This window comes from Paraoerskovia marina DSM 21750 (assembly GCF_000701465.1).
Taxonomy (GTDB): Bacteria; Actinomycetota; Actinomycetes; order Actinomycetales; family Cellulomonadaceae; genus Paraoerskovia; species Paraoerskovia marina.
This window is the reverse complement of record NZ_JNIY01000003.1, coordinates 262,046-285,918: the sequence shown is the minus strand read 5'-3', so window position 1 is coordinate 285,918 and position 23,873 is coordinate 262,046. Positions and strand designations below refer to the sequence as shown.

The following is a 23,873-nucleotide window of genomic DNA, read 5'->3' as shown; positions in this document are numbered from 1 at the left end:
TGATGTCCGGCACGACGACGCGTTCCCCACTGGTCCGTGCGATCCACGGCGACAGGCCTGGAACGACGCCGATCTGGTTCATGCGACAGGCCGGACGGTCCCTGCCCGAGTACCGCGAGCTGCGCTCCGGGACCAAGATGCTCGACGCCTGCCTGGACCCGGAGATGGCGTCGGAGATCACACTGCAGCCGGTCCGCCGGCACGGTGTGGACGCGGGCATCTTCTTCTCGGACATCGTCGTGCCGCTGCGACTGGCCGGGGTCGAGGTCGAGATCGAGCCGGGCGTCGGCCCGGTCATGGGCCAGGCGTGGCGCACGGCCGACGACGTCGCGCGCCTCGTGGACCGCGAGCTCACCCCGGAGTCGCTCGCCCCGATCACGGAGGCCGTCGAGCGGACGGTCGACGCGCTCGGCGAGACTCCCCTGATCGGCTTCGCCGGTGCGCCGTTCACGCTGGCCGCCTACCTCGTCGAGGGACGCCCCTCACGCGACCACCTCGCGGCACGCGCGCTGATGCACGCCGACCCCGAGACCTGGGAGCGACTGACGACGTGGGCCGCCGACGTCACCGGCGCCTTCCTGCGCGCCCAGGTGCGGGCCGGCGCCAGCGCCGCGCAGCTCTTCGACTCCTGGGCCGGCTCCCTCTCGCGCGCCGACTACGAGGCGGGCGCAGCGCCGTCGTCGGCCCGTGCGCTCGAGCACGTGCACGACCAGGGCGTGCAGGTCATCCACTTCGGCACCGGCACCGAGCACCTGCTGCGGTCGATGCACGCGGTCGGCGCCGACGTCATGGGCGTCGACCACCGCACGCCGCTCGACGAGGCCGAGGAGATCCTCGGCGGCGGCGTCCCGCTGCAGGGGAACATCAACCCCGCACTGCTGACCGCCCCGTGGCCCGTGCTCGAGGCCCACGTCCGCGACGTCGTCGAACGCGGCCGGGCCGCGCCCGCACACGTGGTGAACCTCGGGCACGGCGTCCCCCCGACGACCGACCCGACCGTCCTGACGCGCGTCGTCGAGCTCGTCCACTCGCTGTGAACCACGTCCCCTCGCCGCGCCCGCCCGCCGAGACCGTGTGGGACGCCGTCGTGGTGGGCGCGGGGGTCGCGGGGCTCACGACCGCGTTGCGACTGACGCAGCGCGGGCTGCGGGTGCTCGTCGTCGAGGCGGAGAGCCGGTGCGGCGGCCCGGTGGCGGGTGGGACGCTGACGAGGCCGGCCGCACGACGGCGCCCGGAGGCCGGCACCGAGATCGACGTGGGCGCGGAGTCGTTCGCCGTGCGGGGACGGGCGATCGGCGCACTGGTGTCCGAGCTCGGGCTCGAGGTCGTCGAACCCGCCGGCGGGACGGCCTGGATCCACACGCCCGAGACCGACTTCCCCCTCCCGGCCGCCGGGATCCTCGGCATCCCCGCCAACCCGGGGGCCGACGACGTACGGCGCGCCATCGGCTGGCGGGGCACCGTCCGGGCGGCTCGCGACCGCACCATGCCGGCCGAGGTCGTCGACACCCGGAGTCTCGACGCGTTCGTCCGCTCGCGCTACGGCGACCGCGTGACCGACCGGCTCGTGGCCCCGGTCGCCACCGGCGTGCACTCCGCACCGTTGTCCGCTCTCGACGTCGACGCGGTCGCACCAGGGTTGCTCGAGGCCTACTGGCGCGAGGAGTCGCTCGGCAAGGCCGTGGCGTCGCTGCGGGCCGCCGCCCCGGCAGGGTCCGCAGTCCGCGGCGTCGTCGGTGGGATGCACCTGCTCGTCAGGGCGCTCGTCGACGCGATCACCGCCGCCGGGGGCACCATCCAGACCGACGCCGACGTCATCGACGTCTCCCGGGACCACCACGAGCGGTGGGTGCTGAGCCTCGCCGGTGCGGGAAGGATCCGCACCCTGCGGCTCGTCGTGACGACCCCGGGTGTCGCCGAGCGTGTGCTCGGAGCGGGCCCGCAACGGCCGAAGGGCACCGACATCCGGCTGGTCAGCCTGCTCGTCAACGCTCCGGCCCTCGACGACGCACCGCGCGGCACCGGCGTGCTCGTCGCCCCACCCGCAGGAGGCCTGCCGGACACGGCCAGCACCGCGGCACTCGGCTCCGGCGAGCCCCGTGCGAAGGCGCTCACGCACGCGACCGCGAAGTGGCCGTGGCTCGCCGAGCGGGTCCGCGAGACGTTCGGCGAAGGCCGCCACGTCGTCCGACTCTCCTACGGCCGGTTGGGCACCCGCACGCCCAAGGTGACCGTCGAGGAGGCAGCCTCCGACGCCTCGATCCTGCTCGGCACCGACCTGACCAAGCACGACGTCGTCGAGGGACGGCTCAAGACCCGGTGGAAGGGCACCCTGCCGCCGCCCACCCCGGGGTACCGGGAGGCCGTCTCTGCGTACGCGGGCCGCGTCGACGCGATCAGCGGGCTCGTCGCCACCGGGTCGTGGCTCGCGGGCACCGGGCTGGCGAACGTCGTGGCGCACGCGGACGAGGCGGCGGACCGGCTGCTCGCCGAGTGACGGCCCGGGGGCTGCGCGGTCGGTACGCAGATCGGCACGTTCTGGCCCTCGCGGCGCCCCGAGTGGCACGTTCTGGTCGCCAACCGGAGTCATTGACGGCCACAACGTGCCGCTCGGCAGCGGGACCCCGGCACAACGTGACGCTCGGCAGCGGGACCCCGGCACAACGTGCCGCTCGGCAGCGGGACCGCGGCAGAACGTGACGCTCGGCACCGGCCAGCGGGTCGACGCGGCCCGGACCGCGCGAGATACTGACACCGTGACTCTGCGCGTCGGAACCCGAGGCTCGACCCTCGCCATCACCCAGTCCGGGCACGTCGCCGAGCGACTCCGCGAGCTCACCGGCCGCGAGGTCTCGCTGGAGCGGATCCGCACCGACGGTGACGTGCTGACCGGCCCCCTGGCGCAGATGGGCGGCACCGGCGTGTTCGTCACGGCGATCCGTGCCGCGCTGCTCGACGGCCGCGTCGAGGTCGCGGTGCACTCCCTGAAGGACCTGCCCACCCAGGGCGTCGACGGGCTGCACGTCGTCACTCCGCCGCGCGAGGACCATCGCGATGCCCTCTGCGCCCGGGACGGGCTCGACCTCGCCGCGCTCCCCGACGGCGCCCGGGTCGGCACCGGCTCACCCCGTCGCGCCGCGCAGCTGCTCGCGCTGCGGCCCGACCTCACGATCGTCGACATCCGCGGCAACATCGAGACGCGGCTCGCCCGTGCGCAGGGCCCGGACGCCGACCTCGACGCCGTGGTGCTCGCCGCCGCGGGGCTGCGCCGCACGGGACGCGCGGACGTCGTCACCGAGTTCCTCGACACCCCGGACGTCCTGCCCGCCCCGGGCCAGGGGGCGCTCGCGGTCGAGGTCCGCACCGACGTGCTGGCCGACGCCGGGCTCGCCACCGCGCTCGAGGCTCTCGACGACCGCGCCACGAAGCTCGCGGTGACCGCCGAGCGTGCCCTGCTCGGCACGCTGGAGGCAGGCTGCGCCGCGCCGGTCGGCGCGCTCGGCACTCTCGAGGGCGACACCCTGCACCTCGCCTCGGCCGTGGTGCGCACGGACGGCACGCAGCGCCTCGCGCGCTCCGCCTCCGTGACCCTGCCCACGGACACCACCGCGCATCACACCGCCGCGCACGACGCCGCAGCCCGCCTCGGGGCCGACCTCGCCCGGGAGCTCCTCGACGCGGGAGCGGCGGAGCTCGCCGAGCTCGGTCCCCGAGGCTGACGTGCACGCGTCCCGACGTCGCGAGACGACGCGCCCACGGTGTGGGCGCGCGCGACGCCGCCACCGGGCGCACGGAAGAGTGGCCGCGTGACCGAGCTGAGCCCCGACCGTCTCGACGGCGTGACCGTACTGATCCCGCGCTCGCCCTCCCGGGCCGCGGCGCTGAAGGACCGGCTGGAGGCCCGCGGGGCCCGCGTGATCGTCAGTGCCGTGATCTCCCGGGCTCCGATCGAGGACACCGCGCCGGTCGACGACGCCGTCACGCGTCTCCGCGAAGGCGGTTTCCGGTGGGTGGCGGTGACGTCGGTCAACGCGATCGACGAGCTCGTGGCGGCCGCCGCGCGGCAGGCGACGACCCTGGCGGAGATGCCCGTCCGGTGGGCGGCGGTGGGCCGCGCGACCGCCCGCGCGCTGGAGGCGACCGGGGTCGAGGTGGCGTTCCGGCCGACGGAGGCGTCGGGAGCGGCGCTCGCGGCCGAGCTGCCCGGCGAGCCGGGCGACCACGCGGACCAGGCAGAGGCGACGGTGGCGCCGAGCGTCCTTCTCCCGCTCGGAGACCTCGCGACGCCGACGGCCGCCGTCGGGCTGCGCGAGAGGGGCTTCGACCCGCACGTCGTCACGGTCTACCGCACCGTCGCGCACCCGGTCTCGCGGGAGGCCGCCGAGGCCTGGCAGGCCGGGGACGTCGACGTCGTGGTGCTGACGTCGGGCTCGGTCGCCCGCGAGGTGGCCTCCCAGCTGGGACCCCACGCCTGCGTGGCCGGGGTGACAATAGGAGAGCCGACGGCACGCGCCGCCCGCGACGTCCACGTCCGTGTGGACGAGGTGGCGGCGAGCGCCGACGACGACGGGCTGGAGGCCGCCGTGCTCGACGTGATCGCGGCACGGCTCGCGGCCGACACCCCGGAGCACGGCGACACCGCCCTTGCGCCGGAGGACGAGGTCCTTCCGGTCCGCACGCCGCACCTGACACCGCAGGAGGAACAGTGATCGATCGCCCGCGCCGTCTGCGCACCACCCCCGCGATGCGCCGGATGGTGGCCGAGACCCGGCTGCACCCGGCCGACCTCGTGCTGCCGCTCTTCGTCCGCGAGGACCTCGACGCGCCGCAGCCGATCACGTCGATGCCCGGCCAGGTGCAGCACACCGAGGCGACGTTGGTCGACGCCGTCCGCGCCGCGTGCGCCGCGGGCCTCGCGGGGGTCATGCTCTTCGGCATCCCGGCCGACAAGGACGCGACGGGCAGTGCAGGCGACGACCCGGAGGGCATCCTCAACCGCGGTGTCCGCATCGCGCGCCGCGTCTCCGACGAGGCCGTCGCCGCCGGCGGGACGGGCGTCGTCGTCATGGCCGACACCTGCCTGGACGAGTTCACCGACCACGGCCACTGTGGCGTGCTCGACGACGCGGGCCGAGTCGACAACGACGCCACCCTCGACCGGTACGCCGCACTGGCCGTCGCCCAGGCGCGGGCCGGTGCCGACGTCGTCGCGCCGTCGGGAATGATGGACGGCCAGGTCGCCGTGATCCGCGAGGCGCTCGACGCCGCCGGGTTCACGGACGTCAGCATCCTCGCCTACTCCGCGAAGTACGCCAGCGCCTTCTACGGCCCGTTCCGCGAGGCGGTCGACTCGTCGCTGACGGGTGACCGGCGCACGTACCAGATGGACGCCGGCAACGGCCGGGAAGGGCTGCGCGAGGCGGATCTCGACCTGGCCGAGGGCGCGGACCTCGTCATGGTCAAGCCGGCGGGCTCGTACCTGGACGTGCTCGCCGACGTCGCGGCACGCTCGGACGTCCCCGTCGCGGCGTATCAGGTCTCGGGCGAGTACGCGATGATCGAGGCGGCGGCGGCGCACGGGTGGATCGACCGTCGGAGCGCCGTCCTGGAGTCGTTGGTGGGCATTCGCCGCGCGGGCGCGTCGATCGTGCTGACCTACTGGGCTCTCGAGGCCGCGGACTGGATCCGCGCGTAGGCGACGGCTGCGGGACGTCGCCGGACCGGCCCGGAGTCACCACTTCGACAACGACGCCCCACCGGACGGACAATGGCCCCATGACCGAACCCACCGCCGCACTGGCTGCCGCGACCGCGGCGGCGATGTCCTCCTCCGACAACCACTCGGCGTTCACGCGCGCGCAGGCGGTGCTCCCGGGCGGGGTGAACTCCCCGGTCCGCGCCTACGGCTCCGTCGGCGGCGACCCCCGGTTCCTCGTCTCGGCGAGCGGTCCCTGGGTGACGGACGTGGAGGGGCGCGACTACGCGGACCTGGTGTGCTCGTGGGGCCCCGCGCTGCTGGGGCACGCGCACCCCGAGGTCGTCGCTGCCGTCCAGGAGGCGGCGGCGCGCGGGCTCTCGTTCGGTGCACCGACGGTGGCCGAGGCCGAGCTCGGGGAGGAGATCCGTCGCCGGGTCCCCGCCGCCGAGCGCGTGCGCCTCGTCTCGACGGGCACCGAGGCGACCATGACGGCGGTGCGTCTTGCCCGCGGCTACACGGGCCGCGCGCTGATCATCAAGTTCGCCGGCTGCTACCACGGGCACGTGGACTCGCTGCTCGCCGAGGCCGGTTCGGGCGTCGCGACCCTCGCGCTCCCCGGGTCGGCGGGCGTCACCGCGGCCAGCGCGGCCGAGACGCTCGTGCTGCCGTACAACGATCTGGCGGCCGTCGAGGAGGCCTTCGCCGCGCGCGGTCACGAGATCGCCGCGGTCATCACCGAGGCGAGCCCCGCGAACATGGGGGTCGTCCCACCCGAGCCGGGCTTCAACGAGGGACTCCGCCGGATCACGTCCGAGCATGGTGCCCTGATGATCATGGACGAGGTGCTCACGGGGTTCCGCGTGGGGCCGTCGGGCTGGTGGGGCTACGAGAACTCGATCGCCCCGTCACTGGCGGGCGGACCGGCGTACACCCCGGACATCTTCACGTTCGGCAAGGTCGTCGGTGGCGGCATGCCGATCGCCGCCCTCGGCGGCTCCGCCGCGGTGATGGACCACCTGGCCCCGACGGGGCCGGTGTACCAGGCGGGCACGCTCTCCGGGAACCCGGTGGCCGTCGCCGCGGGCCTGGCGACCCTCCGGCTCGCCGACGACGCCGTCTACGCCCGCGTCGAGGAGGTGTCCTCGATCCTCGCCCGCGCCCTCGGCGAGGCGCTGGCCGCCGAGGGCGTCCCGCACGTGATCCAGCGGGCAGGCTCGCTCTTCTCCGCGTTCTACGGCCCGACCGTCGTCGACGGTGTCCGCGACTACGCCACCGCCCAGTCGCAGGAGACGTTCCGCTACCGCGCCCTGTTCCACGCGATGCTGGACGCCGGGGTGAACCTCCCGCCGTCGGTCTTCGAGGCCTGGTTCGTCAGCGCGGCGCACGACGACGCGGCGATCGACCGGATCCTGGCGGCACTGCCGGGTGCCGCCCGTGCCGCCGCGGAGGCCAAAGCCTGAAGTTGTCTCACAGTGCTGACAGGGGGCTGACACGCACCCTGCCTGCGTGGCATTCTGATCGGCGTGACAGCGTCGACGCCGCACGACCTCGCCAGGACGATCCTCGCCCAGCCGCCCTACGGCCGCCCCACGTACCGGGCGCTGACGGCCGAGGACGGGCCTCCTGCGCCCGGGTTCATGATCACGGCCGCGACGCCGACGACGTCGGACCCCCAGCTGGTCGCGGCCGTTCCGGGCATCCGGTGGCTCGTCGCGTTCATGAACTACACGGCACGTGACATCTCCGGGCTGACAGGGGACCTCACCGGCTCGGAGGTCGCGGTGCTTCCGGGTGCGGTGTTCGGCGCCGTGGGCTCGTTCCGCCCCGAGGGCGCGCCGTTCGACGTCCTCGTCGCCGCCGAGATGGTGCGCGAGCCGATGCCCGACCCCGTCTGGCCCGCGGACAACGCCGGGATGGAGCGGATGGTGCTCGAGGCGCTGTTCGCACCGAGCCTTCCCAGCACGGAGGACCCGGCCAAGTACACCGGGCCCTTCGCGTGGGAGACGCCGCAGGGCTGACTCAGCCCTCGATGATCTCGCCCTCGATCACTTCACCCGGGCCGGACTTCGCCGCGGGCCCCTGAGGGCCGTCGTCCCCGAGCTTCCGCATCCGGAAGCCGAGCGCGATCATCGCGACACCGATGACCACGGCGAAGGCGCCGATGATCAGCGCCATCACGGAGAGGGTCGTCTCGGGGTTCACCACGCACACGATCGCGAGCGCGATGAGCAGGATGCCGCTGATCGTCCCCCAGACCCAGGACGCCCCGGCGCGGCGGCGCATCCCCAGGCTGGCGATCAGCTGGAAGACGCCGATGATGAAGGCCCAGAGGGCGATGAGGACCAGGACGAGGCCGAGCGTGATCTCGGGGAGGAACAGCAGCACGAGGCCGAACCCGATCGCGACGACGCCGAGGCCGGTGTTCATGCTTCCCACGCCGGTGCCGCGGCGCCGCACGCCGTCGATCAGGCTCGCGATCCCGTCGATCATGACGAAGACGCCGAAGACCTGCACGAGCGCGGTGGCCGTGTCGAGGGGCGCGAAGAGCGCGACGAGACCGAAGAGCACCATGATGACGCCACGAATGACCGGCCAGTACCAGATCTGCCGTGCGAGACCCGCGAAGTTGGTCCCGCCTGCCGCCATGTACGTCATGCCTTCTCCTTCAGCTCCGTGCGGCCGACCCGGCCGCCGTCCCATCATGGCGGATCGTGCCGGTCCCGCGCCTGCGCGGCGCGCGCCGAGCGTCGGACGGGGTGGAGTAATACGGTGGTTCGGTGCGGCAGGTCCCGCCGCACGGCACTGAGGAAGGGTGTGGGGTCGATGTCCACCGTGACGGAGCTGCGGGTCGAGGGAATCACCGGTGTCGACGAGGTGGCGCGCGTCCAGGCGGCACTGCGCGAGCACCCCGAGGTGAGAGACGTCATGGTCGAGCTCGTCCCTGACGCTCCCGCCCGGGTCAGCGTCGTCACCCTGGAGATGCTCAACGTGGCCAAGCTGCGGCACGCCGCGCGCGACGCCGGGTTCACCGTGGTCGAGGCGTCCGTGACGCGGGACGCCGAGGCCGCCGCCTTCGCCGCACAGGCCCACGCCCGGCAGACCGCGCACTCCCGGGCGGCGCACGTCGCCGACTAGCGGCGCGCCTGGTTCCCGGATTCCGCACGTTCTCAACAGATCGTCGACACAGCGCGATACCCCTCATGGGTATCTTTTTCGGGGCGTGAGCGGTATCGTGGGAGGCGCACAGCACCCCTGCCCACGAAGGACATCGTGACCACGCCCGAGACCTCTCAGCCGACCGCTCCCGAGCCGCCGCACGGGTACACGTCCGACAAGGACGCGTACCTGCGTCGCATGCGCCGCATCGAGGGCCAGGTGCGCGGCATCGCCCGGATGATCGAGGACGACACCTACTGCATCGACATCCTCACCCAGGTCTCGGCGGTGACCAAGGCGCTTCAGGCGGTGAGCATCGGTCTCGTCGGCGACCACCTCGGCCACTGCGTCGTCGAGGCTGCCCGGTCGTCCGACGACGAGGGCGCCGCCAAGGTCGCCGAGGCCTCCGAGGCCATCGCGCGCCTCGTCCGCAGCTGACACACCCACCGAAGGAGCCCTCATGACCACTGTCACCACGCTCGGCATCAACGGCATGACCTGCGGATCCTGCGTCGAAGGCATCACCTCCGACATCACCCAGGTCCGCGGCGTCGAGAACGTCCTCGTCCAGCTCCGCTCCGGGGCGACGTCGAGCGTGACCGTGACCTCGGACGACCCGCTCGACGAGGCCGAGCTGCGCGGCGCAATCAACGAGTCGGGCTACCAGCTCGCGTCGTTCGCCGTCCAGGAGAACGCCGAGGCCGCCCAGTCGGCGGAGCACGCGGCGAGCCGCGAGGCCCAGCGCCTCTTCGGCGGCGGCGCCGCCACCGCCACCCTCCCGCTCGTCGCGGCCGACGCCGCAGCGAGCGCCGACGGTGGTTGCTGCGGCGGCGGCTGCTGCAGCTGACGCCCCCTCAGCGGCAAAGTTCCAGGGCCCTGGCGTCGTCGGAGGGACCCGCGGGAACCTATCCTGGGTCCATGACACGTTGGCTCCACGACGTCGCCGCAGGCAGCGACACGGGTGACCTCGCCTGCGCGACCGACTGGGCCGCCACTCCGCTCGGCCCGCCGGACACCTGGCCGGCCGGGCTGCGCGCCGCCGTCGAGATCTGCTTCACCACCCGCTTCGCGGTCCTCGTCACGTGGGGCCCCGAGCTGACGATGATCTACAACGACGGCTACCGGCCCATGCTCGGCTCGGACCTGCACCCGCGCGCGATGGGCGCTCCTGCCGCCGAGCTCTGGGGCGGGGTCTGGAACGAGATCGGGCCGCTCTTCGAGACGGTGATGCGCTCCGGGCAGCCCACCTGGGACGAGGACTTCCCCCTGCTGATGAACCGGTCCGGGTACCCGGAGGAGACGACCTTCACGTTCTCCTACAGCCCGCTCCGTGACGAGACGGGCACCGTCCGCGGGGTGCTGGACATCGCGACCGAGACGACGGAGCACGTCGTCGACAGTCGGCGGCTCCAGACGCTGCACGCCCTGTCGACGACGATGCACCAGCACGGGACGGAGGCGCTCGAGTCGCTCGCCAAGGCCGCCGTCGACGTCCTCGCCGGGTCGGCCGACGTCGGGGGTGTCAGCATCCACGTCGGCGAGCTACTGATCGCCGGGATCCCCGGGCACGACGAGGAGGCGACGTCCGCCGCACGCGACTTCGTCCGCCGCTTCGCCGCCCCGCAGCGCGTGGGCTACACGGCCGTGCACCCGCTCTCGACGACCGGTGACAACCGCCTGGTCGGCAGCGTGACGATCACCGGGAACGAGCGACGCCCGTTCGACGCCGGGCAGTGGGAGTTCCTCGCGCTCCTCGCCCGCACCACGGGCACGGCGCTCGTCCGTGCCGACGCCCTGCAGCGCGAGCTGACCCGCGCGCTCTCCGTCGGCAACGCCCTCCAGGACGCGATGGCCCCGACCCCGCTGGCGTCGCCGCGCTGGCAGACCCGCTACCGTCCGGCCGACCGCCGGCTGTCGGTCGGCGGCGACTGGTTCGACGTCGTCGAGCGTGAGGACGGCACCTCGGCGCTCGTCGTGGGCGACTGCGTGGGGCAGGGCCTGGACGCCGCCACCCGGATGGGCCGGCTCTCCAGCGCCGGGAGCGCCGCGCTCCACAACGCCACGACCCCGGCCCGAACGCTCACGATCCTCGACCGCTACGCCGCGTCGCTCGCCGGCGCCGAGTACGCCACGGTGTTCTGCGGCGTTGTGGACCCGGCGGCGCGCACGCTCGTCTACTCGAGCGCGGGCCACCCGCCCGCGCTTCTCGTCCGTCCCGACGGCACCTTCCGCTGGCTCGACGAGGCCCGCGGCATGCCGCTGACGCTCGGCGGCGAGCGCGCCGAGGCCCAGATCGGGCTGGGCCCGGGTGACACGGTGATCCTCTACACGGACGGACTCGTCGAACGCCGGGACGAGTCGCTGGTCGCGGGACTCGAACGCCTCGCCGCCGCCGCCGTGCCGATCTGCTCGGGACCCGTCGAGACGATCCCCGACCGCCTTCTCGCGGTCCTGCTCCCCGACGGCGCACACGACGACGTCGCGATCGTCGCCTACCGCGCGTAGCCGGCCGCACCGGGGGTCCCGGTGCGGCCGGCCGCGTCGGACGCGCCGGTCGGGTCAGCCGACCTGGTCGAGCCAGCGACCGTACATCGCGAGGTCACGCTCGACGTCGTCGACGAAGACCGCCGCGCCTGGCTCTGACACGTCGGCCCGGCCGATCCGGTCCGCCGCCTTGTCGAGCGCTCGCTGCGCGTGCGAGACCTTGCCGGAGCCGAGGAACTTCGCCGCGTTCTTCAGCTGGGCGTCGACCGACGACGACGTTCCCTTGTCGACGCAGGCGTCCCGCGCGCCCGCGACTCGCTCCCGCAGCGCGTCGAGGCCGACGACCGTGGCACCGACCCGGTCGGCGTGCGGCACGACGGCGTCGTTGCGGAACGGCCCGTCGGCCAGCGCCGCCGCCTGCTCGTCGGTGAGCTGGTTGTAGGCGAACAGCGCCGCCCCGTCCGAGCCGGCGTCGACCACCGATGCGACCTGGTCCAGCATCGTCTGCGGCGTCGAGCCCCGGAACGGGCCGTACGTCGCGGTGTAGAGCAGGTTCTCGTTGGTGACCCGCTCCCGCATGGCGAGGGTGTCCGCGCCGACGGAGTCCGCCGACGTCCCGAACGTCATCCCGGTGAGGAAGTCGACGAGCCCCTCGTCGGCCCACGCACCCCAGTTCTGGAACTTCTTCTCCAGCCCGTCCGAGGGGTTCGCGAAGACGGCGGCCGAGAGCTGGACGTCCGGGGCCTCGGACTGCTGCAGCTCACGCACGCCGCGCACGAACGACGTGACGTTCTCCTCGCGCCAGGCGTTCCAGTCCGCCCACGCGGCGTCGTCGGGCGAGAGCTCGTACGGGTCGACGCCGAACTCGGCCTCGAACGCCGAGCGCGAGTAGTCGCTGTACGAGAATCCGGCCGTCTCCCACGGGAGGGAGACCGGGTAGCGGATGTAGTCGAGGTGCACTCCGTCGACGTCGTAGGTCCCCATCAGCTCGGCCAGGAGGTCCGTGACGTACTGCCGGGCCTCGGGGATCGCAGCGTCGAGGAAGTAGTAGCCCGGCTCCCGGGACGACGGCATCGGGCTCGTGGCACCCACGTCCTCGCGTTCGACCGCAGCCCACTCGGGGTGGACGCTGAGCACCGGTCCGGGCCCGTCGGTGGCCGCGTCGGACCCGACGTAGAAGCTGTGGACCCACGGGTGCAGCTCGATCCCGCGGGCGTGCGCCTCCTCGATCCACACCTGCAGCGGGTCGAACCCGACCATCGAGGGCCGCTGCGCGGCGACCCCCGCCTCGGCGGCGACGGCGGACGGGTAGATCGTGGTCCCCTGGAAGATCGACTCGAGGAACACGACGTTGAAGCCCGAGGCGTCGATCCGGTCGAGCGTCGTCCGGATCTGCGCGGGCGTCGTCTCCTCCGGTCGCACCCAGACCCCGCGGCCCTCGGCCGTGCGGGACTCCGCGGTGCGGTACCGGGCGGTCGCGGCGCTGGACGACGCACGGTCGGCGAGCTCGGTGGCGGCTGCGGCGTCCGATGCCGCCGCGGCCTCCCGGGCGTCCGCGAGCAGCGTCTCGGCGTCGGCAAGATCCGCTGCGGCCTCCGCCTCGGAGAACATGACGCAGGACGCGTTCGCGTCGTCGATCGCCGTGCCTGCGGCGAGAACCGCCTGCTCGGCACCGTAGATCGCGGCACGCTCGTCCACGGTGACCGTCAGCTCGTCCCCGTCGAGGACGACCGCCGCACCGACCGGAGCGTTCGCCTGGAGCCAGGTGCCGCGTGACCCGTGGCCGGAGAGGACCGTCCCGTCGGCCGGGATCTCGCTGTCGTTGCCCCCGGCACCGACGACGATCCCGTCGACGACGCGCACCTCGAAGCCGTAGTCGTTGGTCCCGGTCTGCGTCCGACCCGAGCCGCCCGTGTAGACGACGAGCTGCTCGGCACCGCGGCAGCCCGGGTAGCACTCACCGCTGGCCGGGTCGACCCCGGGTGGGTTGTTCTCCGCGCTGGGGTCGACGACGTCGACCGTCGTCGTGGCGCGGCGGCTGACCACCTCCTCGAAGCGGACGACGTCGCCCGCGCTCACCTCGTCGCGCAGGATCGCCCGGACGTCGGGCGACCCGCCCGGCGACACGGACAGGACGAGACCGTCGGCCGGGATCTCGTTGCCCCCCGCGCGCCAGGACGGGTCCGCGCAGGTCGAGAGTGCCGTGCACACGCTGCTCACCTCCCACGCCCCGACCTCGTCCGTGGGCACGAGGACGGCCTCTGCGCCCCACGGGTTCGTGTTGGTCGCGGTCCCGAACGCCGGGGTGTACACCGCGACGGCGCCCGAGGTCCTGCTCGGCGGGTCGACGGCGCTCACGGCGAGCTCGGTCCCGCCGGCCGTGACGGCGACATCGCCGACCTCCGGCGTGCCGTCAGCGGTCACCGCGCCCGCAGGGAGCGCCACCACGCCCGCGGCGAGGAGGCTGCCCAGGAGGGCAGAGACCACCCCCGTGCGGGCGCGCCACAGTCGTCGACTCTCGGTCATCGTTGATCCTCTCGTCATCGAGGGCCTCTCCCCCGGAAGGTGACCGCGGCGGACACCGTCGTCCGCCGCGGCGTCAGTGCCCGAGGTGCCAGGAGCGGACCTCGGAGGGACGCAGGACGACCGCGATGCGGCCGTCCTCGACCTGGACCGGGTCGGCGAGCGCCGACTCGTCCAGGCGGACGTCGCGGGTCGTGCGGACCCAGGACGGAAGGTCGATCCGCACGTCGGCGTCGACGTCGAGCGGGTTGGCGACACGCAGGACCGCGCCGTCGCCGGACTCCGCGCGCTTGAAGGCGGAGACGAGCGCCCCGGCGACCCTCGGCATCGCGCCCTCCGGGGTGCGCCGCCAGGCGACCGCCGTCCGCACCTGCTCGGCGCGGAACGGGACGTGGTGCCGGGCGGCGTGGACGGCGAGGTCCACCGCCGCGTCGTCGCCCAGGCGGAGGGCGAGTCGGACCTCACGCGGCCCGTGGCTCTGCGCCTCGGCGACCTCGAACGCGGGGCCGGCCCCGGTCGTGCGGGACCGGAGGTCGAACCGGGAGAGCCAGCCGACCGACCGCAGCAGGGTCACCGCGAGCGAGGACCCGCCCTCGACGACCCCTTGGACCTCGGGCAGCGCGTCGAGGAGCACGGCGACGCGTCCGGGGCCGTCCCCTGCTGTGGCGAACGTGTGCGCGGGCGAGGTCCCGCACGCTGCCTCCAGACCGGGCTCCGACGGGAGCTCGCCGAGGACCGGCGTGAAGGGACGGGTCTGGACCGACCAGTGCGTGTCCGCGGACCAGGACGTCGGGCTCCCGGCCACCGGGACGTGCCACCGCAGCCGGTGGTCGTCCGCCCGGTTGTCCAGGCGGACCGTCCACCGCAGGGTCTGCTCGTGCGCCCACGCCTCGATCCGGACGCGCAGGGGGGTCTCGACGACGGTCGCCGAGCGGGCGTCCCGGTCCGGCGTGAGGCCCTGGGGCGTCGCCAGGGCGGCGCCGATCTCCAGGACGGTGCGCACGGCCGACTCGTGGACCCGGACGTCGATGACGCGCGGCACGACCTCAAGGTCTTCGAGCGGCGGGTCGTAGTTGTACGAGTCGCCGCGGTCGCCGCCGTCCCGCAGGAGGCCGAGCCCGGACACGGTATGCCCGTCGGCGTCGGTCAGCGTCAGGGACGCGTCGTCCGCGACGGTGAGCACACGCCCACCGACCGTGACCGTCCGCCCCGACGACGTCGACGGCGCGCACGTGGCGCGGTCGCCGAGGACGACGGTGTACACGGCCGACCCGAGGGCCGGCACCGCCTGCGCGACGAAGGCGAGGCGGTGGCGGGCACCGCGCAACGTGTCGGGCATCAGGTCGAGGTCCGCCTCGAACCACTGGTCGGGACCGAGCTCGACGGCTTCGACGGCGACCGGTCGGCCGTCGGGGTCCAGCAGGCCGGTCACGACCCGTTCCGGGGCGGTCGTGACGTCGACCTCCACGATCCCGTCGGCGTCGTCGCCGTCGCCCGACGTGACAAGGACGTCCACGGTGTCGTGCGCGAGCTTTCCTCGGCCACGAAGGTCCGCGCCGTCGTGCAGCCCGACCCTCCGCACCAGCTGGTCGCCGATCTCCAGCACCCGCTCGGCGCGCACCGTCGTCTCCCGGTGCACCTCGTCCACGGAGCAGCCGCAGATGGAGTCGTGCGGCGCGTTCTTCACCAGGAGGTCCCACGCGTGGGCGAGCAGGTCGTGGTGCGCAGCCTCCGAGGACCGCACCAGGGCGGGTTCGACGAAGCGCTCGAGCAGCACCTGCGCGCGGTCGTTGAGCGCCTTGACGTAGCCTCGCGCGGACAGGGTGCCAGGCAGCAGGAAGGTCAGGCGGTCGCCGAGGTGACGCAGCTCGCCGTCAACCACCGGCAGATCGGCGGCTGCCCGGCGCGCCTCGCTGAAGAAGTCGGACAGGGTCGACTCCACCACGGCTGTTCCTGTCGCCGACTCGGCGGCCGCGAGCGCGTCGGACCGACGGCTCGGGGGCACCGGCGCGAGGTGGTCCCCGCCGTTGAGCAGCAGCCACGGCCCGTCGGGCAGTCGGCGTCGCTCGTTCTCGACGAACGTGCCCACCGCCTGCGCCGCGGTCTCGGCGTCCCAGAGCACCTCGGCCTGGTGGTACGCCTGGTTGACGGTGAAGACCTCGGCGCCGTCCGGGCCGGTCCATCGGAACCGTGCGTGCTCCGGCGGGGCGCCGCGCCACACGAGGGCGGTGTCGATGCCGAAGCCGTTGAGGATCCGCGGCAGGTCGGCGGGGTGGCCGAACGCGTCCGGCGAGTAGCCGATCGAGCTCGTGCGGCCGCACGCCCGGCGCGCGAGAAGCAGGTTGCGGACGAGGTTCTCCGCCGAGACCAGCTGGTTGTCCGCCAGCACGTGCCACGGACCGATCGTCACGCGGCCGTCCTCGACCAGGGAGCGGAGCCGGTCCGCCACGTCCGGTCGGACGGCGGCGACGTCGTCGAGCGTCACGGTCTGCCCGTCGAGGTGGAACGACGCGAGCGTCCCCGACCCGACGTCGTCGCAGATGCGCTCGGCAAGCTCGACGAGCCTGGACCGGTAGCCCTCGAAGGGTCGGTACCACTCCCGGTCCCAGTGCACGTGGGTCACGACGTGGGTGCGGGGGGTCATCGGGCTACCTCCGAGGTGTCGGTCGTGGCGGGACGGGCGTCGAGCGCGGCGACGAACCGTTCGGTGATGGCGGCGGGGCGGGTGATGGCTCCCCCGACGACGACGGTCGTCGCACCGAGGGCGAGCGCCTCCCGGGCGTGCTCCGGGGTGGAGATCCGCCCCTCGGCGACCACGGGGACCGAGAGCGCGGACGCCAGTGCGCCCACGAGCGGGAGGTCCGGGCCGACCGGGGGCGCGTCGTCGCCGACGTACCCGGAGAGCGTCGACCCGACGAGGTCGGCCCCGGCCTCCTGCGCCGCGACACCCTGCTCGACCGAGGCGACGTCTGCCATCACGAGGACCCCGATCTGGTGCATCTCGCGGACGACGTCCGCGAGGGTGCTGCCGTCGGGCCGGGCCCGGCCGGTCCCGTCCACCGCGACCACGTCGGCACCGGCCGAGGCGACCGCGCGCACGGACTCCATCGTGGGGGTGATGTACGCCCCCTCGCTGCCGATCTTCCACAGTCCGATCACGGGCACCGTGGTCACGGCACGGACGGCTGCGACGTCGTCCGGCCCCTCGAGCCGCAGGCCGGACGCGCCGCCGGCCAGCGCCGAGAGCGCCATCGCGCGCATGTGCAGCGGGCCGTGCAGCGGCTCGCCGTCCCGTGCCTGGCAGGAGACGACGAGGCGGCCCCGGAGCGCGTCGAGCACGCGCAGGCGCCGCTCGTCGAGGGCTGGGCGGTTCATCGGGTCTCCTGGGGCATGGTCGGGACCGCTGCGTCGGCAGCGAGGACGGACTCGGCCCACGTGCGGCCGAGGGGAAGGTCGTCGAGCCCGAACGCGTGCGCGATCGCGGCGCGCTCCTCGTCGTCGACGGGTTCGTCGGGGCGGACGGCGAGCGTCGACGCCCGGTCGCCGCGCAGGGCACCGCCGAGGATCGCGCGCTGGCCCGCCCGGAACGCCGGGTGGTCGACGGGCAGGTCCTCGGCCCAGGCCAGGGCCGTCCCCCGGTCGAGCAGGGTCGACTGGACCGTACGAATCCCGGCGCTCCTCCCCAGAAGGGCGCCGGGACTCGTCCCGGTCCGCACCGCGTGCGCAGCGATCACGCCGGCCGCCTCTCCGACGGACCACTCCCCGGGGTGGACCCGGTACGCGGCAGCGGCGACCTGGGTCGCCGCCAGGTTCTTGGCGCCCGCCAGGAGGTTCACCGGCCCGCGCCCTGGTTCGGGCACGAGCGCGCGTGCGGGCACCTGGAAGGGTGCGGTCGGCGCGTAGACGGGCTCCGGGTGGCCGACGCGCGGGTGGAGGTCGGCGTGGTACCAGGCCGTGCCGACCGAGTCCTCGTACCGCGTCGAGCGCGCGGCGCCGTCCCGCGGTGCGATCTCGTTCTCCGTCACCGGGCGGCTCGAGGCGAGCCGTCGGGACTCGCGCACGTACGGCGCCGTCGCCAGACCGTCGTCGGTCCCCGTGACGTCGGGCGCGAGGACGAGCTCGGGATAGCCGTGCCCCCCGCCGTCCCGCGGCGCGGCGGTCTGCAGCCAGTGCACGAACGCCAGGGTCAGCTCGCGCGCCTCGCGGGCGGCCGTCTCGGGGTCAGCGACGACGCCCGCCCCGGCGTAGTCGTTGGAGGCCCAGTTCAGGACGATCGCGTCGTCGCCACCGAGCACCGACGCGTCGTGGACGCGGCGGTAGGTCCAGAACGGCGGGTTCCCCGTCGGGCCGTCCTCGAACATGCGGTAGCGGTGCGTGGTCCCGTCCCACCCGGGGATGTCGAGCCCGAACGCACCGCGCGCCTCCAGCTCGGCGTACGACGCCGGCGCCGCCACGGGTTCCGCCGGCGTGTCCGTCAGCCGCAGACCGGCCACCCACGTGACCGACTGCTCCGCGCGCGGGTCACCCGCCCCGGGCAGGGCGTGCGGCTCGCCGAAGGCGTCCTGCCCCTCCGACCCGACGACGACGTCGGCCCCGGCGAGGGCGAGCACGTCGCCCAGCTCGGTCGCGTCGACCACCACGTCCGCCCGGACCTCCAGGTCCTCGCCGGCGACGTCGAGGCAGACGGCGACGACCCGCTCCGCGCCGTCGTCCCCCGTCCGGGTGCGCACGGCGACGGGCCGCGCGCCGAGGTGGATCCGGATCCGCCCGGCGTCGACGTGCGGCGCGAGCATCCCCTCGAGGACCTCGCGGCCGACCTGCGGCGGGAAGCAGAGCCGAGAGACCCAGCCTCCGCCCGGATTCGCGCGGCCGTCGTACCGTGCCCGGACACGACGTCGGAACTCCAGGTACGCACCCGGCGCACCCGTGGTCTCGATCAGCGGGTGCTCGTCGAGCGGGCTCGTGGCCTGCGCGGTCACCTGGCCGCCGACGACGGGTTCTTCTGCCGTCAGGACGACGGTCGCGCCGGTCTCGGCGGCGGCGAGCGCGGCGGCGACGCCACCCAGCCCGCCGCCGACGACCGCCACGTCAGCGGTGTGGATCATGCCGGGTCTCCGTCCGGTCGGTCGCGGGTCGTGAGGTCGATCTCGAACGTCCTGCCCCACGGCAGGTGCAGGCTCCCCGGGACGATCTCGACGTCGTCGAGCCCCCCGCAGGCCTGCACGGCGGCGGTCAGACGCCCCTCCCACCGGGCGCGTGTCGCGTCGTCGAGATCGACGGCGTCGTGCCGGGTGGGGTCGGACCCGAGCTCGGCCCGGACCTGGGCACGCACCACGCTCATCCAGCCGAGGTCCTCGACGACGCGACGGGTGATCGCCCGACGGTGGGCCCGTGCGTCGAACGCACCGACCGCGCGCGCCGCGGCCGTGACCACGACCTGCGCGGCGACGGTCCCCAGGGTGTTGCCCGCGGTGTTCCACGCGGCGTAGCCGTCGAGGCGGGCCCAGTCGTCGGCCGTCCCGATCGCGGCCGCGAGGGCCGGGTCGGCGCCGTTCGGCTGTGCGACGTCCGCGAGGGCGACGCGTCGGCCGTCGGCGAGGTGCCGTCGGACGAGTCCGGCGGTCGCCGAGGCGGCGGCGTGGTCCAGGCGCGCGGGCGGGGCGACCGCCCAGTCGCCGCGGAACGCGGGGTCGCCGGGCGGGTGCACCACGACGACGACGTCGGCGGCGTCGGGGTCCGGGACGACGCGCGCGCCGGCAGCCTCGAGCTGACGTCGTGCGGTCAGGTGCACCGGGCCCGTCTCGTAGGCGGCAGTGCGCTCGAGGCCGTCCGGGACGGCACAGTCGATCGCGACGCGCGGCGCCGGGGCCCCGAGGGCGTCGACCGCGCACCTCGCGACGAGGACCGCGCCGGTCTCGTCGGCGCCGGGGTGCACGAGCACGTCGTCACGCAGGCCGACGACGTCGACCCAGCGGTCGAGGTCCGCCTGGGCCCGCGCGGAGAGCGACGTCCCGGTCGCGTCGTCCACGCCGATGACGAGGCCGGTCAGGAGGTCGCGGCGGCGCAGGTCGAGCGCGGCGAGGGCGAGGGCGTGCTGACGCAGCCGTCGACCGGCCCAGTCCGCCGCGACGCCCCGCGGGACCTGCGGGGCGACGCGCTCGCGCGCGCCGTCGAGGTCGTCGACGCCCTCGGCGAGCGCGCCCGAGAGCCGGTGCAGGGAGGGCCCGGCGGTGCTCCAGTACTCGGGCTCCTCCATCGCGTCGTCGCTGTCCGGCGTCCGGGGCACGACGACCGCCGCGTAGGCGGGCGGCCCCGGACGTTCGAGGGGCGCCCAGGCCTCGAGCGCCTCGCGGACGGTCTGCGACCCGATTCGCGAGCGGATGAGCGAGCCGAACGAGAGCGCGTCGAGCGAGAGGACCGAGGCGTCGGTGCGGGGCCGGACGTCGGCATACCAGCGCGCGACGGCCGCGGCGTCGGGGATCTCGCGGACCGACGGGGTCGCGTCCGCGGGCGGCACGGCCACCTCGATGCCGGCGATCGCCGCGATCTCGCCGGGCAGCGAGCGGCTGACGGGTCGGTCGTCGAGCGGGACCAGCGCGATCCGGGTCATGCGGGCACTCCGAGCAGAGCCGCGCCGACGGCCGCGGAGGCGTCGAGCTCGGCACGGCGCAGCGGCACGGTGGCCAGCGACGGCATCGCGGTCTCGCGCAGGGACTCCTCGGCCGCCTCACGCAGACCCGGGATGGCGGCGGCACCGCCCCCGAGGACGACGACCTCGGGGTCGAGCACGTTGACGAGCGAGCCCAGGGCGGTGCCCAGGGCGCGACCCGCGCGACGGACCGCGTCCGCAGCACGCCGGTCACCGGTGACGAGGGCGCGTGCGACGCCGCGGGCGTCGTCCGCGACCCCGCCCAGCGCCCGGTAGGTCTGGAGGATCCCCGGCCCCGAAGCCACGGCCTCGAGGTGTCCGAGCCGTCCGCAGGGGCACGGGACGCCGTCGGCGCCGGGCACGGTCATGTGCCCGAGGTGGCCGGCGACGTCGTGCGCGCCGTGGACGAGCCGCCCGTCGACGACGACGGCTCCGCCCACGCCCGTCCCGACGGTCACGGCGAGATAGTTCCGGGCGGACCGCGCGGCCCCGGCACGCCCCTCGCCGAGGGCGAAGGCGTGCACGTCGTTCACGACGGCGACGTCGGCGTCGTCCAGGAGAGCGGAAAGTCCCCCGACGACGTCGGTGCCCGCCCATCCTGGCAGCGCGTCGGTCGCCGACAGGATGCGACCGCTGACGTGGTCGACGACCCCGGCCGTCCCGACGCCGACCCGCTCGACCGGACGAGACCCGCACGCGGCGCGCACGAGGTCGGCCGCCCGGGCGAGGATCGCGTCGGGTCCCTGGGTGGCGGGGGTCGGCGACTGCCAGGACTCGACGACACGTCCGTCGGCGGTCACCGTCGCGACGCAGGTCTTGGTACCCCCGATGTCGATCCCGAGGTACGTGGTGCCTGAGGGGCTCACGGGCGGCGCCTCCGCTGGACCGACAGGCGGAAGTCGTAGCGGTCCGCCCGGTAGATGCTTCGCCCGCGCTCGATCGCACGGGCGTCCGCGGTGTAGGTCACGCGGGACACGACGAAGGCCGGCGAGTGCGGGGGGACGTCGAGCAGCGCCGCCTGGGCGGCGTCGACGACGGTCGCACGGATGGTCTGCTCGGCGACGTCGGGCTCGATGCCGAGCGCCTCGAAGGTCTGGTAGATCGAGGTGACGCTCTGCGTCCCGAAGTCGGCGGGGACGAGCTCGGCCGGCAGCCAGACGTTCTCGATGCACATCGGCGAGCCGTCGGCGGTCCGCACGCGCTCGACGTGGATCACCTCGACTCCTGGCGAGATGCCGAGGTCCTGGGCGACCTCCGCCTCGGCCTCGACCCGCTCGATCTGCTGCGAGCTCGAGCCCGGCTCCATCCCGCGGGCACGGATGTCCTCGCTGAAGGACGTCAGCGACAGCGACTTGCTGATCATCGTCGGGTCGGCGACGAAGGTGCCCGACCCCTGCACCCGGTAGACGAGGCCGTCCTCGGCGAGCAGTCCGATCGCCTGCCGGACGGTCATCCGCGAGACCCCGTACGTCGACATGAGCCGACGCTCCGAGGGCAGCGGGTCGTGCGGGGCGAGCCCGGCACGGATGTCGCTCTCGAGCTGGGCGCGGAGCGCCGCGTACTTGGGTTCCTGAACGTCGGTGGTCATCCCTTGACCCCTCCTTCTCCGACACCCATGAAGAACCATCGTTGGAGGGAGAAGAACAGGGCGAGCAACGGGATGACCGCGATCATCGTGCCGGCCGCGATCACCCGTTGGTTGGCGCTGAACGTTCCCGACAGGTACTGGATGCCGACCGTGAGCGTGTAATTATCAGGATTCTTCAGGATAACGAGCGGCCAGAGGAAGTCGTCCCACGCGAAGACGAACGCGAAGATCGCGACGACGGAGATCGAGCCCTTCACCGACGGCAGGGCGATGGTGCGGAAACGTTGCCAGGAGTTCGCGCCGTCGAGCATCGCGGCCTCCTCGATCTCCCGCGGCAGCCCGAGGAACGCGGTCCGCATCAGGATGATCGAGAGCCCGGTGGCCGCGGTCGGCAGGATCACCCCGGCCAGCGAGTCGACGAGTCCGATCGAGCGCATGGTGAGGAAGACGGAGACCATGATGACCTCGAACGGGATGATGATCGTCGCCAGGAACATGACGTCGGCGACGGTGCGGCCGCGAAACCTCAACCGGGCGAGGGCGTAGCCCGCCATCGAGCCGAAGATCACGTTCAGCAGGGCCGACGACGTCGCGACGATCAGCGAGTTCCCGATGTATCGGAACACGGGGATCGTCTCCGCGACGGTGCGGTAGTTCTCCATCGTCGGGTTCTGCGGGATCGGGTTCGGCGTGTAGATCGACTCCGAGCTGTCCTTGAGCGAGGTCAGGAACTGCCACAGGAACGGGCCGACCAGGAGCGCGAAGACGAGCGCGAGCAGCGTGTACCGCAGGACGAGCCCGCCCCGGGTGTGGCGGGCGCGGTCGGGCCGGAGCTGCTGCGGCTCCTGGGGGGCGACGTGCGCGGCGGGCGCGCTGAGCGACGTGGTCATGGGGTCTCCGCCTTCTGTGCTCGCAGGTATCCGACCGAGAACCCGATCGTGAGGACGAAGAGCGCGAGGCTCATCGCGGAGGCGTACCCGACCTCGCCGCCGAGCCCGAGCCCGACCTCGCGGATCGTGTAGACGAGGGTCCGCGCCTGTCCGCCGGGGCCGGCAGTGCCGTAGCTCATGACGAAGACCTCGGCGAAGACCTTCATCGCGGCGATCGCGCCCAGGAGACCGACCAGGAACATCGTCGGGCGGACACCGGGGACGGTGACGGACCAGAAGCGGCGGACGGGCCCCGCGCCGTCGACCTGGGCGGCCTCGTGGCAGTCCTTCGAGACGTTCCCCAGGGCGGCGAGGTACACCACCATGTAGTAGCCGAGACCCTTCCAGACGGTCACCAGCATGCAGCAGAACAGCAGGAGCGAGGCGTCCGTGAGGAACGGCAGCGGCTCCTGGACGATGCGCAGCGCCTGCAGGAGCTGGTTGACCATGCCGTCGCTGGCGAGCAGCCACGTCCAGATCAGGCCGACGACCACCATCGAGGCGACGACCGGCGAGTAGTAGACGGAACGGAAGAACCCGATCGCGGGGAGCTTCGGCTGCACCAGCACCGCGAGCAGGAGCGGGAGGACCACCAGGAGCGGCACGACGACCACCATGTAGAGCACGGTGTTACGCGTGGCGAGCCAGAAGTTCGGGTCCTCCAGCAGACGCCCGTAGTTCTCGAGGCCGACGAACGACCCGCCCCCGAGCGCACGTGCGTCGGTGAACGACAGGACGAGGGTGTTGATGAATGGCCACAGGTGGAAGAGCACCGCGATGATGAGCGCGGGTGCGAGGAACATCCACGGCGAAAGGCGTTGCGGAAGTCTCACGGGAGGTCCGTCC

The 23,873-nt window shown here is 73.8% G+C and carries 21 protein-coding genes; 11 read left to right on the top strand and 10 right to left on the bottom strand.

Translation table 11 applies throughout. The features are described from left to right. The first annotated feature begins 2 nt into the window (after positions 1 to 2). From hemE to Q343_RS14330, 7 genes are all read left to right on the top strand, one after another. Positions 3 to 1,037 (top strand): uroporphyrinogen decarboxylase, encoded by a 1,035-nt coding sequence (hemE, locus tag Q343_RS0101445; protein ID WP_043109122.1) that lies wholly within the window; start codon positions 3 to 5, stop codon positions 1,035 to 1,037. Then, positions 1,034 to 2,497 (top strand): protoporphyrinogen/coproporphyrinogen oxidase, encoded by a 1,464-nt coding sequence (locus Q343_RS0101440; RefSeq protein WP_043109120.1) that lies wholly within the window; start codon positions 1,034 to 1,036, stop codon positions 2,495 to 2,497. Before hemE ends, Q343_RS0101440 begins: the two co-directional genes overlap by 4 nt. A gap of 259 nt (positions 2,498 to 2,756) precedes the next feature. Further along, positions 2,757 to 3,719, top strand: a complete 963-nt coding sequence (hemC, locus tag Q343_RS0101435; protein ID WP_029251813.1) for a hydroxymethylbilane synthase — start codon at positions 2,757 to 2,759, stop codon at positions 3,717 to 3,719. 87 nt (positions 3,720 to 3,806) lie between these two features. Further along, entirely contained in the window at positions 3,807 to 4,709 is a 903-nt protein-coding gene (locus Q343_RS0101430) for a uroporphyrinogen-III synthase (RefSeq protein ID WP_029251812.1), read from the top strand. Beyond that, the gene (gene hemB / locus Q343_RS0101425) at positions 4,706 to 5,695 is read left to right on the top strand and encodes a porphobilinogen synthase (RefSeq protein WP_029251811.1); all 990 of its coding nucleotides are present in this window, start codon (positions 4,706 to 4,708) and stop codon (positions 5,693 to 5,695) included. Before Q343_RS0101430 ends, hemB begins: the two co-directional genes overlap by 4 nt. A gap of 80 nt (positions 5,696 to 5,775) precedes the next feature. After that, positions 5,776 to 7,158, top strand: a complete 1,383-nt coding sequence (gene hemL / locus Q343_RS0101420) for a glutamate-1-semialdehyde 2,1-aminomutase (RefSeq protein WP_081829547.1) — start codon at positions 5,776 to 5,778, stop codon at positions 7,156 to 7,158. A gap of 63 nt (positions 7,159 to 7,221) precedes the next feature. Then, positions 7,222 to 7,716 (top strand): hypothetical protein, encoded by a 495-nt coding sequence (locus tag Q343_RS14330; protein WP_029251809.1) that lies wholly within the window; start codon positions 7,222 to 7,224, stop codon positions 7,714 to 7,716. 1 nt (position 7,717) lies between these two features. On the opposite strand, the gene Q343_RS0101410 is transcribed toward Q343_RS14330, so the two are convergent. Further along, positions 7,718 to 8,353, bottom strand: a complete 636-nt coding sequence (locus tag Q343_RS0101410; protein WP_052366757.1) for an HdeD family acid-resistance protein — start codon at positions 8,351 to 8,353, stop codon at positions 7,718 to 7,720. A 168-nt stretch (positions 8,354 to 8,521) separates the two neighbouring features. On the opposite strand from Q343_RS0101410, the gene Q343_RS0101405 reads away from it, so the two are divergent. The 4 genes from Q343_RS0101405 to Q343_RS0101390 all read left to right on the top strand — a co-directional run bounded on the left by Q343_RS0101405 (position 8,522) and on the right by Q343_RS0101390 (position 11,359). Next, positions 8,522 to 8,833, top strand: coding sequence for a heavy-metal-associated domain-containing protein (locus Q343_RS0101405; RefSeq protein ID WP_052366756.1), 312 nt, complete (start codon positions 8,522 to 8,524; stop codon positions 8,831 to 8,833). Positions 8,834 to 8,968: 135 nt separating this feature from the next. Continuing rightward, positions 8,969 to 9,292 carry a metal-sensitive transcriptional regulator gene (locus tag Q343_RS15515; RefSeq protein WP_269457207.1) on the top strand — a complete coding sequence of 108 codons (324 nt, stop codon included), beginning with the start codon at positions 8,969 to 8,971 and terminating at the stop codon, positions 9,290 to 9,292. A 22-nt stretch (positions 9,293 to 9,314) separates the two neighbouring features. Beyond that, positions 9,315 to 9,701 carry a heavy-metal-associated domain-containing protein gene (locus tag Q343_RS15380; protein ID WP_081829545.1) on the top strand — a complete coding sequence of 129 codons (387 nt, stop codon included), beginning with the start codon at positions 9,315 to 9,317 and terminating at the stop codon, positions 9,699 to 9,701. Between the two features lie 71 nt (positions 9,702 to 9,772). Continuing rightward, a complete protein-coding gene (locus Q343_RS0101390) occupies positions 9,773 to 11,359 on the top strand; it encodes a SpoIIE family protein phosphatase (protein WP_029251804.1) in 1,587 nt (528 codons plus the stop codon). Positions 11,360 to 11,413: 54 nt separating this feature from the next. On the opposite strand, the gene Q343_RS14325 is transcribed toward Q343_RS0101390, so the two are convergent. From Q343_RS14325 to Q343_RS0101345, 9 genes are all read right to left on the bottom strand, one after another. Continuing rightward, positions 11,414 to 13,864, bottom strand: a complete 2,451-nt coding sequence (locus tag Q343_RS14325; protein WP_155990588.1) for a glycoside hydrolase family 10-like protein — start codon at positions 13,862 to 13,864, stop codon at positions 11,414 to 11,416. 73 nt (positions 13,865 to 13,937) lie between these two features. Continuing rightward, positions 13,938 to 16,505 carry a glycoside hydrolase family 38 N-terminal domain-containing protein gene (locus Q343_RS0101380; protein ID WP_029251802.1) on the bottom strand — a complete coding sequence of 856 codons (2,568 nt, stop codon included), beginning with the start codon at positions 16,503 to 16,505 and terminating at the stop codon, positions 13,938 to 13,940. Then, positions 16,502 to 17,236: an N-acetylmannosamine-6-phosphate 2-epimerase gene (locus Q343_RS0101375; RefSeq protein WP_052366755.1), complete on the bottom strand. Its 735-nt coding sequence runs from the start codon at positions 17,234 to 17,236 to the stop codon at positions 16,502 to 16,504. The genes Q343_RS0101380 and Q343_RS0101375 overlap by 4 nt, the downstream gene beginning before the upstream one ends. Beyond that, positions 17,233 to 18,966 carry an FAD-dependent oxidoreductase gene (locus Q343_RS0101370; protein WP_052366754.1) on the bottom strand — a complete coding sequence of 578 codons (1,734 nt, stop codon included), beginning with the start codon at positions 18,964 to 18,966 and terminating at the stop codon, positions 17,233 to 17,235. The genes Q343_RS0101375 and Q343_RS0101370 overlap by 4 nt, the downstream gene beginning before the upstream one ends. After that, positions 18,963 to 20,471: a DUF4127 family protein gene (locus Q343_RS0101365; protein ID WP_052366753.1), complete on the bottom strand. Its 1,509-nt coding sequence runs from the start codon at positions 20,469 to 20,471 to the stop codon at positions 18,963 to 18,965. The genes Q343_RS0101370 and Q343_RS0101365 overlap by 4 nt, the downstream gene beginning before the upstream one ends. Next, positions 20,468 to 21,376 (bottom strand): ROK family protein, encoded by a 909-nt coding sequence (locus Q343_RS0101360; RefSeq protein WP_029251798.1) that lies wholly within the window; start codon positions 21,374 to 21,376, stop codon positions 20,468 to 20,470. The genes Q343_RS0101365 and Q343_RS0101360 overlap by 4 nt, the downstream gene beginning before the upstream one ends. Continuing rightward, positions 21,373 to 22,098 (bottom strand): GntR family transcriptional regulator, encoded by a 726-nt coding sequence (locus Q343_RS0101355; RefSeq protein ID WP_043109116.1) that lies wholly within the window; start codon positions 22,096 to 22,098, stop codon positions 21,373 to 21,375. Before Q343_RS0101355 ends, Q343_RS0101360 begins: the two co-directional genes overlap by 4 nt. Further along, positions 22,095 to 22,988, bottom strand: a complete 894-nt coding sequence (locus Q343_RS0101350) for a carbohydrate ABC transporter permease (RefSeq protein ID WP_043109114.1) — start codon at positions 22,986 to 22,988, stop codon at positions 22,095 to 22,097. Before Q343_RS0101350 ends, Q343_RS0101355 begins: the two co-directional genes overlap by 4 nt. Continuing rightward, complete coding sequence (locus tag Q343_RS0101345; protein ID WP_248616716.1) at positions 22,985 to 23,860, bottom strand: carbohydrate ABC transporter permease; 876 nt, start codon at positions 23,858 to 23,860, stop codon at positions 22,985 to 22,987. Before Q343_RS0101345 ends, Q343_RS0101350 begins: the two co-directional genes overlap by 4 nt. Positions 23,861 to 23,873: the final 13 nt, after the last annotated feature.

What these genes read in the sequence shown, in the direction of transcription:
- hemE (WP_043109122.1), top strand. Translation starts at nt 3, where the DNA reads ATGTCCGGCACGACGACGCGTTCCCCACTGGTCCGTGCGATCCACGGC.
- hemL (WP_081829547.1), top strand. Translation starts at nt 5,776, where the DNA reads ATGACCGAACCCACCGCCGCACTGGCTGCCGCGACCGCGGCGGCGATG.
- Q343_RS0101410 (WP_052366757.1), bottom strand. Translation starts at nt 8,353, where the DNA reads ATGACGTACATGGCGGCAGGCGGGACCAACTTCGCGGGTCTCGCACGG.
- Q343_RS0101405 (WP_052366756.1), top strand. Translation starts at nt 8,522, where the DNA reads ATGTCCACCGTGACGGAGCTGCGGGTCGAGGGAATCACCGGTGTCGAC.
- Q343_RS15380 (WP_081829545.1), top strand. Translation starts at nt 9,315, where the DNA reads ATGACCACTGTCACCACGCTCGGCATCAACGGCATGACCTGCGGATCC.
- Q343_RS0101390 (WP_029251804.1), top strand. Translation starts at nt 9,773, where the DNA reads ATGACACGTTGGCTCCACGACGTCGCCGCAGGCAGCGACACGGGTGAC.
- Q343_RS14325 (WP_155990588.1), bottom strand. Translation starts at nt 13,864, where the DNA reads ATGACCGAGAGTCGACGACTGTGGCGCGCCCGCACGGGGGTGGTCTCT.
- Q343_RS0101380 (WP_029251802.1), bottom strand. Translation starts at nt 16,505, where the DNA reads ATGACCCCCCGCACCCACGTCGTGACCCACGTGCACTGGGACCGGGAG.
- Q343_RS0101375 (WP_052366755.1), bottom strand. Translation starts at nt 17,236, where the DNA reads ATGAACCGCCCAGCCCTCGACGAGCGGCGCCTGCGCGTGCTCGACGCG.
- Q343_RS0101370 (WP_052366754.1), bottom strand. Translation starts at nt 18,966, where the DNA reads ATGATCCACACCGCTGACGTGGCGGTCGTCGGCGGCGGGCTGGGTGGC.
- Q343_RS0101365 (WP_052366753.1), bottom strand. Translation starts at nt 20,471, where the DNA reads ATGACCCGGATCGCGCTGGTCCCGCTCGACGACCGACCCGTCAGCCGC.
- Q343_RS0101355 (WP_043109116.1), bottom strand. Translation starts at nt 22,098, where the DNA reads ATGACCACCGACGTTCAGGAACCCAAGTACGCGGCGCTCCGCGCCCAG.
- Q343_RS0101350 (WP_043109114.1), bottom strand. Translation starts at nt 22,988, where the DNA reads ATGACCACGTCGCTCAGCGCGCCCGCCGCGCACGTCGCCCCCCAGGAG.